The 15,336-nt window shown below is 59.2% G+C and carries 14 protein-coding genes and 2 pseudogenes; 7 read left to right on the forward strand and 9 right to left on the reverse strand.

Annotated elements, in window-relative coordinates:
• Positions 1–158 precede the first annotated feature (158 nt).
• Genes flgE through flgB form a run of 4 tightly spaced genes read right to left on the reverse strand, consistent with a single transcriptional unit; the run spans position 159 to position 3,140 of the window.
• A complete protein-coding gene (gene flgE, locus BLW24_RS24245) occupies positions 159–1,535 on the reverse strand; it encodes a flagellar hook protein FlgE (RefSeq protein ID WP_090387557.1) in 1,377 nt (458 codons plus the stop codon).
• Positions 1,536–1,579: 44 nt separating this feature from the next.
• Positions 1,580–2,248: a flagellar hook assembly protein FlgD gene (flgD, locus tag BLW24_RS24250; protein ID WP_090387558.1), complete on the reverse strand. Its 669-nt coding sequence runs from the start codon at positions 2,246–2,248 to the stop codon at positions 1,580–1,582.
• 25 nt (positions 2,249–2,273) lie between these two features.
• Positions 2,274–2,717, reverse strand: a complete 444-nt coding sequence (gene flgC, locus BLW24_RS24255; protein WP_090387559.1) for a flagellar basal body rod protein FlgC — start codon at positions 2,715–2,717, stop codon at positions 2,274–2,276.
• A gap of 15 nt (positions 2,718–2,732) precedes the next feature.
• A complete protein-coding gene (flgB, locus tag BLW24_RS24260) occupies positions 2,733–3,140 on the reverse strand; it encodes a flagellar basal body rod protein FlgB (RefSeq protein WP_090387560.1) in 408 nt (135 codons plus the stop codon).
• A 353-nt stretch (positions 3,141–3,493) separates the two neighbouring features.
• Between flgB and BLW24_RS24270 the strand changes: the two genes are divergently transcribed.
• Positions 3,494–3,712 (forward strand): bacterioferritin-associated ferredoxin, encoded by a 219-nt coding sequence (locus tag BLW24_RS24270; protein WP_090387562.1) that lies wholly within the window; start codon positions 3,494–3,496, stop codon positions 3,710–3,712.
• 197 nt (positions 3,713–3,909) lie between these two features.
• Positions 3,910–4,380, forward strand: a complete 471-nt coding sequence (gene bfr, locus BLW24_RS24275; protein WP_090248283.1) for a bacterioferritin — start codon at positions 3,910–3,912, stop codon at positions 4,378–4,380.
• Positions 4,381–4,451: 71 nt separating this feature from the next.
• Here the strand turns inward: bfr and grxD are convergent, their stop codons facing one another.
• Positions 4,452–4,778 carry a Grx4 family monothiol glutaredoxin gene (gene grxD / locus BLW24_RS24280; RefSeq protein ID WP_090387563.1) on the reverse strand — a complete coding sequence of 109 codons (327 nt, stop codon included), beginning with the start codon at positions 4,776–4,778 and terminating at the stop codon, positions 4,452–4,454.
• 120 nt (positions 4,779–4,898) lie between these two features.
• Positions 4,899–5,216: pseudogene (locus BLW24_RS24285) on the reverse strand (molybdopterin dinucleotide binding domain-containing protein); the annotation flags it as partial.
• A gap of 64 nt (positions 5,217–5,280) precedes the next feature.
• On the opposite strand from BLW24_RS24285, the gene BLW24_RS24290 reads away from it, so the two are divergent.
• A complete protein-coding gene (locus tag BLW24_RS24290) occupies positions 5,281–6,261 on the forward strand; it encodes an IS5 family transposase (protein ID WP_090375326.1) in 981 nt (326 codons plus the stop codon).
• A 145-nt stretch (positions 6,262–6,406) separates the two neighbouring features.
• Here the strand turns inward: BLW24_RS24290 and BLW24_RS24295 are convergent.
• Positions 6,407–8,203 (reverse strand): annotated as a pseudogene (locus BLW24_RS24295) (molybdopterin-dependent oxidoreductase); the annotation flags it as partial.
• A 309-nt stretch (positions 8,204–8,512) separates the two neighbouring features.
• Between BLW24_RS24295 and argF the strand changes: the two are divergent.
• Both argF and BLW24_RS24305 read left to right on the forward strand, forming a co-directional pair.
• Positions 8,513–9,433: an ornithine carbamoyltransferase gene (argF, locus tag BLW24_RS24300; RefSeq protein ID WP_090387564.1), complete on the forward strand. Its 921-nt coding sequence runs from the start codon at positions 8,513–8,515 to the stop codon at positions 9,431–9,433.
• Entirely contained in the window at positions 9,430–10,536 is a 1,107-nt protein-coding gene (locus BLW24_RS24305) for an ABC transporter ATP-binding protein (RefSeq protein ID WP_090387565.1), read from the forward strand. Before argF ends, BLW24_RS24305 begins: the two co-directional genes overlap by 4 nt.
• A 1-nt stretch (position 10,537) precedes the next feature.
• Here BLW24_RS24305 and BLW24_RS24310 read toward each other — a convergent pair whose 3' ends face one another.
• Positions 10,538–11,338: a PhzF family phenazine biosynthesis protein gene (locus BLW24_RS24310; protein ID WP_090387566.1), complete on the reverse strand. Its 801-nt coding sequence runs from the start codon at positions 11,336–11,338 to the stop codon at positions 10,538–10,540.
• A 341-nt stretch (positions 11,339–11,679) separates the two neighbouring features.
• Between BLW24_RS24310 and BLW24_RS24315 the strand changes: the two genes are divergently transcribed.
• Both BLW24_RS24315 and BLW24_RS24320 read left to right on the forward strand, forming a co-directional pair.
• A complete protein-coding gene (locus BLW24_RS24315; protein ID WP_090387567.1) occupies positions 11,680–12,909 on the forward strand; it encodes a hypothetical protein in 1,230 nt (409 codons plus the stop codon).
• Positions 12,910–12,983: 74 nt separating this feature from the next.
• A complete protein-coding gene (locus BLW24_RS24320) occupies positions 12,984–13,766 on the forward strand; it encodes a type IV pili methyl-accepting chemotaxis transducer N-terminal domain-containing protein (protein ID WP_090387568.1) in 783 nt (260 codons plus the stop codon).
• A gap of 63 nt (positions 13,767–13,829) precedes the next feature.
• Here the strand turns inward: BLW24_RS24320 and glpK are convergent, their stop codons facing one another.
• A complete protein-coding gene (gene glpK, locus BLW24_RS24325) occupies positions 13,830–15,317 on the reverse strand; it encodes a glycerol kinase GlpK (RefSeq protein ID WP_090387569.1) in 1,488 nt (495 codons plus the stop codon).
• Positions 15,318–15,336: the final 19 nt, after the last annotated feature.

Raw genomic sequence — 15,336 nt, forward strand, 5'->3', positions numbered from 1 at the left:
AGCAATAGCTATGCCACACTCGAAAAATAACCATAAGCAACTGATATTTATGAATTTTTAAAAAACAAAAGGCTCCCGAAGGAGCCTCTGTACAACCTGAACGGCGTAGTCTTGCCGCCTGCGGCAGACGGCTTGCCTGCCGCAGACAACGCCACTTATCAACGCAGGTTGATAATGGTCTGGGTCACCGCACTCTCGGTCTCGATGGTCTTGGCGTTGGCCTGATAGTTGCGCTGCGCCACGATCAGGTTAACCAACTGATCCGACAGTTCGACATTGGAGTCCTCCAGCGCCCCCGACTGCAGCGCACCCAGGGTGCCACTACGCGGTGTACCGACCACCGGCTCACCCGACTGGAACGACTGCACCCAGGCGGTCTTGCCAACCGACGTCAGCCCCTGCACGTTGGCGAAGTTGGCCAGTACCACCTGCCCTTGCACCCGCGATTGACCGTTGGTGTAACGGGCAAAGATTACCCCGGTGTCGTCAATCTCCAGCCCTGACAGCTGGCCGGTGGTGTAGCCGTCCTGGCTGACGCTACTAACAGCAAAGGCACTGGCAAACTGCGTGGAACCGCGCACGTCGAAGGTAAAGCCGGCGGTGGCGCTGTCGGCCCCATTGGGCACCAGGTTGCCGGTGACCGGGTCACGCTCGGCCGGAATCCAGTCAGCCTGGGCATAGGGAATCACGCCATTCACCGTACCCACCGGGATGGCCGGCGCATCCAGGGCGGCGTTGGGCGGGATGCCTGCCAGCGGGGTAAATGCCGGCGTCGCCAGCTGCCCCGCCGCGTCATATTTCAAGTCATAACTGAAAGGTCGCGTGCTGGTGGGGTCACGCGGGTTTACCCCGTCGATCAGCACATGCATGGTCCAGCTGTTGTTGGCCGGCGCCGCATCCTTGACGAAATACTGCGTCATGACATGGGAGTTACCCTGACTGTCATAGATATTCAGCGAGGTCGAGGAGTTATAGGACAGCGGGTCGGTAGGATCGAAGGTCGGAGCGGCCATGGTGCCGGCATTGGTCGGCCGCACATTGGTCGAGTTGACGTTGAACGTCTGCAGGATGCTCTCGGTTGCACGCGGCTCCTGGCTGGCAGTCTGGATCTGCAGGTCATCGACCACGCCGTTCTGCAGGTTGCCGCTGGCATCAACCGCATAGCCCTGCAGCCGGTAGCCGAAGTTGTTGACCATAAAGCCTTCACGGTCAGTGCCGAAGTAACCGGCACGGGTGTAGCTGACCTCGCCATTGTTGCTGGTGACGAAGAAGCCATTACCGTTGATGGCCAGGTCCAGGGCGTTTTGCGTGTAATTGATATTGCCCTGATTGAACAGCTGCGACACATCCGCCAACAGCACGCCACTGCCCTGCGGGTTCGAGCCGGAACCCAGCACGGAGGCGGCATAAACATCGGCAAACTCGGCACGCGACTGCTTGAAACCGGCAGTCCCGGCGTTGGCGATGTTGTTACCGGTCACGTTAAGGTCACTGGTCGCCGCACGTAGACCGCTAAGACCGATATTGAAACCCATGGAAGACTCCTTTGCCGGAAAGCCGGCGGCTAAAAACCTGCTAGTTACTGACCGATTACCTGGACTTGCGACATTGGCACGCTGCCAAGCCCAGCCAGGTTCAACATCAACTCCTTGCCACCCAGGGTCACGCTGTCGACGTTGGCCGGCAGCATGGTGTAGAGGCCCTTGGTGCCATCGGCGTAGGTGGCCTGCGCCTCGAACTTGTAAGTGCCGGGCGGCAACAGATTGCCGTTGGAATCCTTGCCATCCCAGATAAAGCTGACATTGCCGGCCGCCTGCTCACCCAGATTGACGCGCCCTACCGCAGCGCCAGCCTTGTCATAGATATTGACGTAGACGTTGCTGCTGCTGACCGGCAATACCAGGCTGGCCTTGAAGCTCTCGCTGGTATCAACCACCGCCTTGTCGCTCGGGACAATTACCTTGCGCCCGACCAACGAGGACGCCTGCAGCGCCTGGGACGACTGATAGCCGGTCAGCAGCGAACCCATGCTGGCGTTCAGCTTCTCGATCCCTTCTACCTGGCTGAACTGCGCCAGCTGGGCGATAAACTCACCATTGCCTTGCGGCTCCAGCGGGTTCTGGTTATTCAACTGGGCCACCAGCAAGTTGAGGAACTCATTCTTGCCCAGGTCCTTGTTTGTCTTGGTCTCGTTCTTGATCTGGTATTGATCCAGTGCCGAACCACTGACATCGCCAACAGTACTCATGGGATTACACTCCTTTTCCGTTGGCTTACTGACCCAGGGTCAATACGCGCTGCATCATCTGCTTGGCTGTGTTCATCATTTCCGTGTTGGTCTGAAAAGCCCGACTAGCAGAAATCATGTCGGCCATTTCTTCCACCACATTGACATTGGGGTAATACACGTAGCCGCCCGCATCAGCTGCTGGATGGTTAGGCTCATAACGCGGCATCAGGCTGCTTTGATCCTCGACCACACCGAGCACCTGCACGCCCACACCAGCGTTGTCCTGATCGGCAAACAGCGAACCACGATCACCGTCCTGCGCCGACTGGTACACGGTGACAAACACCGGATGACGCGCGCGATAGGTCTGATCAATGCTCGAGGAAACCGTCTCGGCGTTGGCAATGTTGCTGGAGATAGTGTTCAGACGAGTGCTCTGCGCGCTCATCCCCATTCCGGCGATATTGAAAACACTGGCAAGTGACATGGCATCAGGCTCCTGTTATTCGCCGCGCAGGGCGTTGACCAGCCCTTTGAATTTGCTGTTGAGAAAGGTAAAGCTGGCCTGGAACTGCACCGAGTTCTCGGCGTAATTGGACTGTTCGATCTGCAGGTCGACGGTGTTCTGATCAATCGAGGGATGGAACGGGGTGCGATACGCCAAGCTGGCATCCCCGACGATCACGCCATCCGCAGGAATATGCTGGCTGTCAGTCCGATTCAGGCTCACCTGGCCGCGCTGGTTCTTCGCGTTTTGCTCAGCCAGCACAGTGGCGAACTGCAGATCGCGCGCCTTGTAGTGCGGCGTGTCGGCGTTGGCGATGTTGTTAGCCAACACCTCGGCACGCTGAGCGCGAAAGCCCAGTGCCTGTTCATGGATGCCGAGTGCCCGATCGAAACTGATGCTCATGGCCAGAAACCTTTGCCGGTTGGTGTTGCTACTTTCCGTGCAAGACCATATGCAACGCCTGTACCAAAATATTTTCGCCTTATTTATCAATAGCTTGATTGATAAATATCACGATAGGAGCGGCAAAGCGGCAAGCGCTTTCCGTCTTTGGGCAAGCAAGCGGCAAGCGGGTCTGGCCTAATTGCCGCTCACACGGAAGACCACAACTGCAAGCTATATGATCACCACGGCGCCAGCTCCTGCCCGCAACCGCCCGTCTGGCAATCCGCAATCATCCACACACAGCTTTGACAAGCATTCTCATTAACATTAGTATCCATCGCACGAACCACTGCCCTGCCACGAGCCTTAATATGTACGTGTGTCTCTGTGAAGGTGTTACTGACGGCCAGATCCGCGAAGCCATCTACGAAGGCTGCTGCAGCTATCGTGATGTGCGCGCCACCCTCGGCGTTGCCAGCCAATGCGGCAAATGCGCCTGTCTGGCCAAGCAAGTGGTACGGGACACCCTGAGTGAAGTGCAGAGCAGCCAAGCGGCCATGGCCTACCCAGCAAACTTTGTTGCCGCCTAATATTTAGCGATATAAAAGAACCGGACCTAGTGTCCGGTTTTTTTATGCCTGAAATTCAATACCTTAACGCCCAAGCGTAGAACTTAAGCATTCGTATTCATATTAGTTTTAACTTTAAATTCAAACACTTAGGTTTGACAGCCGAAAACCATCGGCCCAGAATTTGACGCTACCTCCCCTACAAGGCAGACGCAGACATGAAAGGCGACAAGAAGGTCATCCAGCATCTGAACAAGATCCTCGGTAACGAGCTGGTCGCGATCAACCAGTACTTCCTGCACGCACGCATGTACGAAGACTGGGGCCTGAAGAAACTCGGCGAGCACGAGTACCACGAGTCCATCGACGAGATGAAGCATGCGGACAAGCTGATCAAGCGCATCCTGTTCCTCGAAGGCCTGCCTAACCTGCAAGACCTCGGCAAGATCCTGATCGGTGAAAACACCAAGGAAATGCTGGAGTGCGACCTGAAGATCGAACACAAGGCGCACATTGATCTGAAAGCGGCGATTGCCTATTGCGAAAGCATCGGCGACTACGCCAGCCGCGAACTACTGGAAGAAATCCTCTGCTCCGAGGAAGACCACATCGACTGGCTGGAAACCCAACTCAGCCTGATCGAAGCCGTGGGCCTGCAGAATTATCTGCAATCGCAGATGGACGAATAAGCCAAACACTTTCGCCATAAACAACAAACCCCGCACTTGGCGGGGTTTGTTGTTTATGCAGCCTGCTTAACTTAGGCGTCGGCTTTCTGCACGGCATCTTTGATCAGGGTCTGCAGCTCACCCTTGTCAAACATTTCCGCGAGGATGTCGCTGCCGCCGACCAGCTCACCGCCGACCCACAGCTGTGGGAAGGTTGGCCAGTTGGCGTATTTAGGCAGGTTGGCGCGGATTTCCGGGTTTTGCAGGATGTCGACGTAGGCGAATTTCTCGCCACAGGCCATCACAACCTGCGCAGCCTTGGAGGAAAAGCCGCACTGCGGAGCGTTCGGCGAGCCTTTCATGTACAGCAGAACGGTATTCTTAGCGATCTGCTCTTTGATGGTTTCGATGATATCCATTGGGCACCTCAGGACTTAACTTCCCGACTCACGGGTCGGCACGGTGGCGGCATTGTAGCGAAAAGCCGAGCGCAATGCTCGGCCTTCCCAGGCACTTTCCTCAAGCCAGATAAGACCTGCTCAAGCAGCCTCAACCTGTACCGGCACCCCGTTCAACGCCGCATTGCCGGACAGGACATCAAGTTGCCGCTCATCAGTCAGATCATTGGCACTGGCACCTGGCTGTTCACTGGCGATGCTCATCTGCACACCGGGCCGCGCATGCCCCCAGCCATGCGGCAGGCTGACCACGCCGGCCATCATGTCTTCACTGGCGGCCACTTCCACTTCAATCACCCCGACCCGCGAACGCACGCGCACCAACTGGCCATCGGTCAGTCCGCGCTGGCTCAGATCCGCCGGGTGCATCAGCAGCTGATGGCGCGGCTTGCCTTTAAGGATGGTCTGAAAAAGACTTCCTGATTTTGGCAAAATATCCGCACTCCACCCGCCGAGTTTTCCGATGAAGCAGATGACCTTCGCCGACGCCGAGTACGCCGGCAAGCGCAAGCAGACCCGCAAAGAATTGTTCCTGATCGAGATGGATCGGGTAGTGCCATGGAAAGGGTTGATCGCTTTGATCGAGCCGCATTATCCAAAGGGTGAAGGCGGCCGACCGTCCTATCCGCTGATGGCGATGCTGCGAGTGCATCTGATGCAAAACTGGTTCGGTTACAGCGATCCGGCGATGGAAGAGGCGCTGTACGAGACCACCATCCTACGCCAGTTTGCCGGGCTGACTCTGGAGCGCATTCCTGACGAAACCACCATCCTCAACTTCCGCCGCTTGCTGGAAAAACACGAACTGGCTGCCGGCATCCTGGCCGTGATCAATGGCTACCTGGGTGACCGTGGTTTGTCGCTGCGCCAAGGCACCATCGTCGATGCCACGCTGATCAACGCGCCGAGTTCAACCAAGAACAAGAACGGTAAGCGTGACCCTGAGATGCACTCAACCAAGAAAGGCAATCAGTATTACTTCGGCATGAAGGCGCACATCGGGGTGGATGACGAGTCTGGCTTGGTGCACAGCGTGGTGGGTACTGCCGCCAACGTGGCGGATGTCACCCAGGTCGATAAGCTGCTGCACGGCGAGGAAAACATGGTGGGGGCCGATGCCGGATATACCGGTGTCGAGAAGCGCCCCGAGCATGAGGGCCGTCAAGTGATCTGGCAGGTTGCAGCACGGCGTAGCACTTACAAGAAACTCGGTAAGCGCAGCGCGCTGTACAAAGCCAAGCGCAAAATCGAGAAGGCCAAGGCCCAAGTGCGAGCCAAGGTCGAGCATCCGTTTCGGGTGATCAAGCGTCAGTTCGGTTATGTGAAGACGCGCTTCCGTGGCCTGGTCAAAAACACGGCGCAACTGGTGACTTTATTCGCGCTGTCAAATCTGTGGATGGCGCGCCGACATTTACTGACGAATGCAGGAGAGGTGCGCCCGTAATGCTGGAAATGGCTGCCGCGAGGTGCTCGCGGCGGCTAAAAACACAGAAATGAGCCGGTAATCTGATCGTTTTTGATCGATTTATCACTTTCGAAATCAGCAGAGGCTGACGTCAGCCAGAAATGCATGGCTACTTCAGAGGATCCTTAACCAGGCGGTGGTAGTTGTGCATCCAGGAGTTATTGCTGCGCACATGACGTCGACCGATCAGCAGCAGCTCATCCGCCTTGGCCGTCGGCTGTTCAGCAAAGCGCTGCAGGTCGTCCATGATCACCGCTGGCGCCGCCTGAATTTGCTTGTTGGCAGTTTTCAGGCGACCCGCCAGGTTCGGCTTGAGCGCACCTAGGTCGAGACCATGCGGGTGCTCACGCAGCGTAGCCAATGACAGCTTATGCTCCGACTTGTCGCCGTAGCTGCCAAAGCGCAGGCCCATGTCGATCATCTGCTCAGGCGCCATGGTCGGTTTGAGTTCCACGCCAGTCTTGACAGCAAAGGCCTTGGCCAGGCCGACGAAAATTTCCCAGTCATGCAGCGTGCCGGCAGGCTTGGCCAGCACCGCTTCATTGAAGCGAGTGACATTACGCACCGCGAACATATTAAAGGTGGTGTCGTAGTGGTCGTGTTCCAGCGGCCCGGTCGGCGGCAGGATCAGGTCAGCATAGCGGGTGGTTTCGTTGATGTAGAAGTCGATGCTGAGCATAAACTCCAGACCATACAACGCCTGTTCCAGCTGCCGACCGTTGGGGGTGGACAGCACCGGGTTGCCCGCCACCGTGACCAGCGCGCGCACCTGCCCTTCGCCCTCGCTGAGCATTTCCTCGGCCAGGGCCGACACCGGCAACTCGCCGCCGTATTCCGGCAAGCCGGACACCCGACTCTGCCAACGATTGAAATGCCCGCCAGACGTCGAGGCCACCAGGTCCACGGCCGGCTCGGTGCAGAGCACGCCGCCCACTCGATCAAGATTGCCGGTGACCAGATTGATCAACTGCACCAGCCACTGACACAACGTGCCGAAGGCCTGGGTAGAAACACCCATCCGGCCATAACAAACAGCCGACTCGGCAGCGGCAAAGTCTCGCGCCAACTGGCGAATCGTCTGCGCTGGCACGCCGCAGCGGGTGCTCATAGCTTCGGCGGTAAAGCCGGCAATCGCCTGACGCACGTCATCTAACCCATCGACGGTCAGATGACTGACGCGGCCAAGGTTTTCTTCAAACAGGGTATTGAGCAGGCCGAACAGCAGCGCAGCATCCTGGCCGGGACGGACAAATACATGCTGGTCGGCAATCGCAGCGGTTTCACTGCGCCGCGGGTCAACCACCACCTGCTTGCCGCCGCGTTTCTGGATAGCCTTCAGGCGCTTTTCCACGTCCGGTACGGTCATGATGCTGCCGTTGGAAGCCAGCGGGTTGCCGCCGAGAATCAACATAAAGTCGGTGTGGTCGATATCCGGAATCGGAATCAGCAGGCCATGGCCGTACATCAGGTGGCTGGTCAAGTGATGCGGCAGCTGATCGACCGAGGTGGCGGAATAACGGTTGCGGGTTTTCAGTTGGCCAAGGAAGTAGTTGCTGTGGGTCATCAGGCCGTAGTTGTGCACGCTCGGATTACCCTGATACACCGCCACGGCGTTCTGCCCATGCCGCGCCTGGATCGTGCTCAGGCGCTCGGCCACCAGTTCAAAGGCTTCATCCCACTCGATGGACTGCCACTCATTGCCCACCCGGCGCATGGGCTGACGCAGGCGGTCAGGATCGCTCTGGATATCCTGCAGTGCCACGGCTTTGGGGCAAATATGGCCACGGCTGAAGCTGTCCTGCGCATCGCCCTTGATTGAGCGGATCTGCGTGGAGCCGTCGTCCTGCAGTTCGGTCTCAATGGTCAGGCCACAGATGGCTTCGCAGAGATGGCATGCACGGTGGTGGAGGGTCTTGGTCATGGCCGGGCCTCTTGTTTTAACGCGATGCACTGAGCACCGTAAAAACATGACTATGGCGGCTGGTGCAGACCTGCGCCAGCAGGGTTCGCTACGTGAATTGCGCGGCATCAGGTCAGCAGATGAATGGTTCTCGCACCAATACCACGCGCCTGAAAGCAGCAGGCAATTTGCGCCTGATCGGCGTTTGCTTATAAGATCGCGACTTCCCCGTTTCGTCGCATAGTGCGGCCCCCCAGCCGCAGGTTCTGCCGTTTCTTCTATTTAATTAGGCCATTGAACCTGCGCCCAGCTGTCAAAAGGTAGTTAACGATGAGCGCAAGACACTTTCTCTCGCTGATGGATTGCACACCGGACGAACTGGTGAGCCTGATCCGCCGCGGCATGGAGCTGAAGGACTTGCGCAACCGCGGCGTACTCTTCGAGCCGCTGAAGAATCGCGTACTGGGCATGATCTTCGAGAAGGCCTCGACCCGCACCCGCCTGTCGTTCGAAGCCGGCATGATCCAGCTTGGCGGCCAGGCCATCTTCCTCTCGCCACGTGACACTCAGCTGGGCCGTGGCGAGCCGATTGGCGACGCGGCCATCGTCATGTCGCGCATGCTTGATGCGGTGATGATCCGCACCTTCGCCCACAGCACCCTGACCGAATTTGCCGCCAACTCACGGGTCGCGGTGATCAACGGCCTGTCCGATGACCTGCACCCCTGCCAACTGCTGGCCGACATGCAGACCTATCAGGAGCATCGCGGCAGCATCAAGGGCAAGACCGTGGCCTGGATCGGCGACGGCAACAATATGTGCAACTCCTATATAGAAGCGGCCATGCAGTTCGACTTCCAACTGCGCGTCGCCTGCCCTGAGGGCTATGAGCCAAACGCCAAATTCCTCGCCGCAGCAGGCGACCGTGTGCAGATAACGCGTGACCCGCTTGCCGCCGTTGCCGGCGCACACCTGGTAAGCACCGACGTGTGGGCCTCGATGGGTCAGGAAGACGAAGCCGCCGAACGCCTCAAGCTGTTCCAGCCCTACCAGGTCAACCGTGCACTGCTGGATGCCGCCGCCGACGACGTGCTGTTCCTGCACTGCCTGCCGGCTCACCGTGGCGAGGAAATCAGCGAAGATCTGCTCGATGACCCGCGCTCGGCCGCCTGGGATCAAGCGGAAAACCGCCTGCATGTACAGAAGGCGCTGCTCGAGTTTCTGGTTGAGCCGGCGTACCACCACGCATGAGCCAGCCGCTGCTGAACCTGCGTGACCTGAGCTGCGGCTACCCCGGACACAAGGTGGTGCAGAACCTCAATCTGCATCTGAATGCCGGCGATATCGGTTGCCTGCTCGGCCCTTCGGGTTGCGGCAAGACCACCACACTGCGTGCCATCGCCGGTTTTGAGCCGGTGCTGGAAGGCGAGATCCAGCTGGCTGATCAGGTTATCTCCAAGGCCGGTTTTACCCTGGCCCCCGAGAAACGCCGAATCGGCATGGTATTCCAGGATTACGCGCTGTTCCCGCACCTGAGCGTGGCCGAGAACATCGGCTTCGGCATCCGCAAGCAAGCCAATTGCGAGCGGGTTACCCAGGAGCTGATGGAGCTGGTCAAACTTGGCCACCTCGGCAAACGCTACCCGCACGAGCTGTCCGGCGGCCAACAGCAACGCGTAGCCCTGGCCCGCGCCCTGGCACCGGAACCACAACTGCTGCTGCTTGATGAGCCGTTTTCCAATCTGGATGGCGAGCTGCGTCGGCGCTTGAGCCATGAGGTGCGCGACATTCTCAAAGCCCGGGGCACCAGCGCGATTCTGGTGACCCATGACCAGGAAGAAGCCTTCGCCGTCAGCGATCACGTCGGCGTATTCAAGGAAGGCAAGCTGGAGCAGTGGGACACTCCATTCAACCTCTACCACGAACCGCTAACGCCCTTTGTCGCGAGTTTTATCGGTCAGGGCTACTTTATTCGCGGCCAGCTGCTCGGCCCAGACTCGGTACAAACCGAACTGGGCCTGATTCGCGGCAACCGGGCCTACACCTGGCCCATCGGCAGCGCGGTGGACGTGCTGCTGCGCCCGGACGACATCGTCTACGACCCCGACAGCGCGCAAAAAGCCTTGATCGTCGGTAAAACATTCCTCGGTGCAGCAACGCTCTATCGCCTGCAACTGCCCACCGGCAGTCAGCTGGAATCGATCTTCCCCAGCCATGCCGATCACCTGCCCGGCCAGCAGGTCGGCATCCGTGTCGCTGCCGACCATCTAGTAGTATTCCCCGCCCCCGGCAGCATCGCCGCCCAGGTCAACCTGGGTGAATCCGGTGTGCGTCGCTACAGCAGCGACAGCTGACCTACTCCAACAGCAACCGGCCACTGGCGATCAACAACGCCTGGCCGGCGATCTGCACACGCTCACCGACCAGCTCACAATGCAACTCGCCGCCGCGCGCCGAACACTGGAAGGCGCTGAGCCGGGTCTTGTCCAGACGCTGCGCCCAGTAGGGGGTAAGGATGCAGTGGGTCGAACCGGTTACCGGGTCTTCATTAACGCCGATGGAGGGGGCGAAATAGCGCGAGACGAAGTCATGCTGCTCACCGGGGGCGCTGATCAGCAAGCCCAACCCCGGCAACGAGGCAACAGCGGCCAGGTCCGGCTGATAAGCCCGCACCGCCGCCTCGCTAGGCAAAATCGCCAGCAGTTCCTGAATCCCCTGCCCCCCATGCAACGCCAGCACGCGCTCTACCGGCAAGCCCAGGGCCTGCTCAACTTCTGCGTGTAAGTCGCACGATTGCGCACGGCGCACAGGGAAATCCAGTACCAGCTTGGTACCTACGCGGCTGACCCGCAGCGCGCCGGACAAACAGGTGAAATCAAGCACATCACCCGGCTCACCGTAAACCTTGAACAGCACATGGGCACTGGCCAGGGTGGCATGGCCGCACAACGGCACTTCCGCCGCTGGGGTAAACCAGCGGATATGCCAGGCCGCCCCCTCCTTCACCACAAAAGCGGTTTCCGCCAGGTTGTGCTCGGCGGCAATCTGCTGCATCAGCGCGTCGTCAAGCCAGCGGCCCAGGCGATAGACCATCGCTGGATTACCGGTAAATGGCTGCGTGGCAAAGGCATCGATCTGGTGAAATTCAAGTTGCATGGGGCGACACTCCTTATCGGTGATGGCGCAGAGCATGCCGCAGCACACCAACGCATGCCCACTACAGCGGCCGACGATTGCGCCAGTACAGCTGCACTGTCCGAATGCGCGGCGGGCAGCGACAGTGCACAGGCTAATCGCCAAAGATTCTTAAAAATTCACTAATTCTTCAAAAGTCAGCAGCTTATAAATCCTGGCACGCCGCCTGCTATGAGCCACCCCGGTCAGCACAACGGCGTGTCTGCCACTCAACCGACAACGACGTCATAGCACCCTCTCCTTTCGAGACATGGGCGCTGTGGCGTTTTTTTTTGCGTTTTTTGGCTTACAGGAAGACCGCTATGCGCATGATGAAACTGTCTCTGCTGTCGCTGGCCATTGCCGGCACCACCCTCAGCCACGCCGCCCTCGCCGAAGAAGACTTCAGCAAGCTGTTCAGCGAGGCCAAGCCGATTCTCGACGCACGCTACCGCTATGAGCATGTCGACCAGGACAACGCCCTCAAGCACGCCAACGCCCAGACCCTGCGCACCCGCGTCGGCGTACAGAGCGGTAAGTGGTACGGCCTGTCGGCGCTGATCGAGGCCGACAACGTCAGCCGCATCGGCGACGCCAGCTACAACGAAACCCGCAACGGCCAGAGCGAATACTCGGTGGTCGCCGACCCGGATGGCAGCGAGATCAACCAGGCCCTGCTGCGCTACGACCACCAGTACGGCAGCGCGGTACTCGGCCGCCAGCGCATCAATCTGGACAATCAGCGCTTTATCGGCGGCGTGGCCTGGCGGCAGAACGAGCAGACCTACGACGGTGCCCTGGCTCAGCTCAAGCCGCTGGGCGGGCTGACCCTGACCTACGCCTATATCGACAACATCAACAGCATCTTCGGCCCCGGCAATGGTAAATACGACACGGCGGGCAACCCAGCCAATATCGAAGGCCACAGTCACCTGCTCAACGCTCAATACGTGCTCATGCCCGAGCTGACAGCCACCGCCTACCAGTACCGTCTAGGCCTGGACAATTTGGCCGCCGGCAACCAGTCGAGCAAGACCACTGGCGTGCGCCTCAATGGTGCCGTCGCCGGCGTGAGCTACGTGCTGGAATACGCTCAGCAAACCGAGTACGCCGACAACCCCTTGGACTTGGACAGCGACTATTACCTGGCCGAGCTGGGCTACATCATCAAAGGCGTGACACTCAAGGGCGGCTACGAAGTACTGGGGGGCGACGAGGACCCAGGCAACCGCGCCTTCCAAACGCCGCTGGCGACCAAGCATGCGTTCCAGGGCTGGGCCGACATCTTTCTGCTGACCCCAGCCAACGGCATCAAAGACGCCTACGTCGGCGCCAGCGCGCCACTGCTGGGCGGCACCCTGGCGGCCTGGTACCACGACTTCCGTGCCGAAAAAGGCAGCAGCCAGTACGGCGAAGAAATCGACCTTTCCTATGCCCATCCGATCCCTGGTGTGAAGGGTTTGGTCGGCCTGGTCAAGTACGCCAGCTACGACGCCGACGACTTTGCCGTGGACACCGATAAGTTGTGGGTGCAGTTGCAATACAGCTACTGACGATCCTGGCCTCTGCAGGGGGCCTTTGCGCTATGCCCGCGGCGACTCAGCCGCGGGTTTTCAGGAGACTCATCATGCTCAAACCCATATTCTTTGGCCTACTGCTTAGCCTAAGCCTGTTCAGCCCCAGCAGCTGGGCAGTTATCAGCGCCGCCGAATCAATGAACCTCTCGGGCATGCAGCGCATGCTTAGCCAGCGTATTGCCAAAACCTACTTGATGATCGGCGCCGAGGTTCGCCCCGAGCAAGCCGAACAGCAACTCGACCAAAGCATCGCCAAATTCGAGAGCAACTACCTCGCCCTCAGCGAATACGCACCCACCGCGGACATTCGTGCGGCGTTGGATGACGCAGGACAAACCTGGCAGCGTTACCGTGAGCTGGCCCTGTCACGTCCGGACAAACAACAAGCGTTATTGGTTCTGCAGTTGAGCGATCAACTGCTCGCGCAGAGTGAACATCTGGTGCTGCTATTGGAACGCCACAGCGGCGCCCAGAGCGCCGCCCTGATAAACCGTAGCGGGCGTCAACGGATGCTCAGCCAACGCATTGCCGCGCTGTATCTGGCCATGAGTTGGCACTTGCCGATTAGCAACCTGCAACAGAGCTTCGAGCAAGCTGTCAGTGAGTTTGATGTCGCGCTGCACGCGTTGCAGCAGGCCAGCCAGAACACCGCACAAATAAGCAAAGGCCTGAGCCAGGCCGAAGCACAATGGCGCTTTACCCGCGCCGGGTTCAACCTCGCGAACGACTCGCGCTATGTACCGACAATCATCTCCACCACCACCGAAACCCTGCTGTGGCAGATGCATGAACTGACTAATCAATACGAAGGGGTGATGCTGGCAGGTTCCTGATCCACCTTGTAGGAGCCAGCTGCCTTGCGTGATCGCCGGCAAGCGGGCTCCTACACAACAGAATCAACCTTCGCTGCGCACCCTGTTCACCGCATCCAGCCAACCGTCATAGAGCTTGCTGCGGTGACTGTCAGCCATGCGCGGATCGAACCGCTGCTGACGGTGCCAATGCCGGGCAATACTCGCCAAATCCTTATAAAGCCCGGCCTGCAGACCTGCCAGATAGGCCACGCCAAGCGCCGTAGTTTCCGTAACTTCCGGGCGTTCTACCGGTACACCAAGAATGTCGGCAAGAAACTGCATGACCCAGTTGTTTTCCACCATGCCGCCATCGACCCGCAGCGCACTCGGTTCGGCCGCGCCGTCCTGGCGCATGGCTTCGAGCAGATCACGGGTCTGATAACACACCGACTGCAAGCCGGCGGTGACGATTTCCTTGATCCCGGTATCGCGGGTCAGGCCGAAGATTGCACCACGGGCTTTCGGGTCCCAGTACGGCGCGCCCAGGCCGGTAAAGGCCGGCACCAGGTACACGCCGCAGGCATCACCGGTCTGCTCGGCCATCGCTTCGGTATCGCGGGCATGGCTGATCAGCTTGATGCCGTCGCGCAGCCACTGCACGGCGGCGCCAGCGACAAAGATACTGCCTTCCACCGCATAGGTGACCTGGCCATTTAGCCGATAGCCCACGGTGGTAAGCAGGCGGTTTTTCGAGGTGACCGGTGTGTTGCCGGTGTTCTGGATCATGAAACAGCCGGTGCCATAGGTGCTTTTGACCATGCCGGGCTCGAAACACGCCTGACCGATCAGTGCCGCCTGCTGATCACCGGCCATGCCCAACACCGGAATGGCGGCGCCGAGCAAATTGGCTTCGGTAATACCGAAATCAGCGGCGCAATCAAGCACCTCCGGCAGCAGACTGGCGGGAATCTCGAACAGCTTAAGCAACTCTTCATCCCACTGCTGGGTGTGGATGTTGAACAGCAGGGTGCGCGAGGCGTTGCTAGCGTCAGTCTTGTGCGACTTGCCACCGGTCAGGCGCCACAGCAGGAAGGAATCCACGGTGCCAAAGCGCAATTCACCACGCTCGGCACGCTCAAGGGCGCCAGGCACTTTATGCAGAATCCAGCGCAGCTTGGTGGCCGAGAAATACGGGTCAATCAGCAGCCCGGTTTTTGCCGCCACGGCTGCCTCATGCCCGGCGTCTTTCAGTTCGGCGCAATAGTCGGCGGTGCGCCGGTCCTGCCAGACAATCGCCGGATGGATCGGTGTACCGGTCTGCGCATCCCACACCAGGGTGGTCTCACGCTGATTGGTGATGCCGATGGCCGCCACATCGCCGGCACTCAGACCGCTCTGCTTGAGCGCCTCACGGCAGACCTTGAGGGTGCTCAGCCATAGCTCTTCGCCGTCATGCTCAACCCAGCCATCCTGCGGGAAGTACTGTTTGAACTCCTGCTGCGCACGCGCCACGGGCAGCCCTTGGGCACTGAAGACAATCGCCCGGCTGCTGGTGGTGCCCTGGTCGATGGCAAGCAGGTAATGAGACATGTAGATATCCTTGTTTTTA

Source organism: Pseudomonas anguilliseptica (genome assembly GCF_900105355.1).
GTDB classification, from domain to species: Bacteria; Pseudomonadota; Gammaproteobacteria; order Pseudomonadales; family Pseudomonadaceae; genus Aquipseudomonas; species Aquipseudomonas anguilliseptica.

What these genes read in the sequence shown, in the direction of transcription:
- flgE (WP_090387557.1), bottom strand. Translation starts at nt 1,535, where the DNA reads ATGGGTTTCAATATCGGTCTTAGCGGTCTACGTGCGGCGACCAGTGAC.
- flgD (WP_090387558.1), bottom strand. Translation starts at nt 2,248, where the DNA reads ATGAGTACTGTTGGCGATGTCAGTGGTTCGGCACTGGATCAATACCAG.
- flgC (WP_090387559.1), bottom strand. Translation starts at nt 2,717, where the DNA reads ATGTCACTTGCCAGTGTTTTCAATATCGCCGGAATGGGGATGAGCGCG.
- flgB (WP_090387560.1), bottom strand. Translation starts at nt 3,140, where the DNA reads ATGAGCATCAGTTTCGATCGGGCACTCGGCATCCATGAACAGGCACTG.
- BLW24_RS24270 (WP_090387562.1), top strand. Translation starts at nt 3,494, where the DNA reads ATGTACGTGTGTCTCTGTGAAGGTGTTACTGACGGCCAGATCCGCGAA.
- bfr (WP_090248283.1), top strand. Translation starts at nt 3,910, where the DNA reads ATGAAAGGCGACAAGAAGGTCATCCAGCATCTGAACAAGATCCTCGGT.
- grxD (WP_090387563.1), bottom strand. Translation starts at nt 4,778, where the DNA reads ATGGATATCATCGAAACCATCAAAGAGCAGATCGCTAAGAATACCGTT.
- BLW24_RS24290 (WP_090375326.1), top strand. Translation starts at nt 5,281, where the DNA reads ATGAAGCAGATGACCTTCGCCGACGCCGAGTACGCCGGCAAGCGCAAG.
- argF (WP_090387564.1), top strand. Translation starts at nt 8,513, where the DNA reads ATGAGCGCAAGACACTTTCTCTCGCTGATGGATTGCACACCGGACGAA.
- BLW24_RS24305 (WP_090387565.1), top strand. Translation starts at nt 9,430, where the DNA reads ATGAGCCAGCCGCTGCTGAACCTGCGTGACCTGAGCTGCGGCTACCCC.
- BLW24_RS24310 (WP_090387566.1), bottom strand. Translation starts at nt 11,338, where the DNA reads ATGCAACTTGAATTTCACCAGATCGATGCCTTTGCCACGCAGCCATTT.
- BLW24_RS24315 (WP_090387567.1), top strand. Translation starts at nt 11,680, where the DNA reads ATGCGCATGATGAAACTGTCTCTGCTGTCGCTGGCCATTGCCGGCACC.
- BLW24_RS24320 (WP_090387568.1), top strand. Translation starts at nt 12,984, where the DNA reads ATGCTCAAACCCATATTCTTTGGCCTACTGCTTAGCCTAAGCCTGTTC.
- glpK (WP_090387569.1), bottom strand. Translation starts at nt 15,317, where the DNA reads ATGTCTCATTACCTGCTTGCCATCGACCAGGGCACCACCAGCAGCCGG.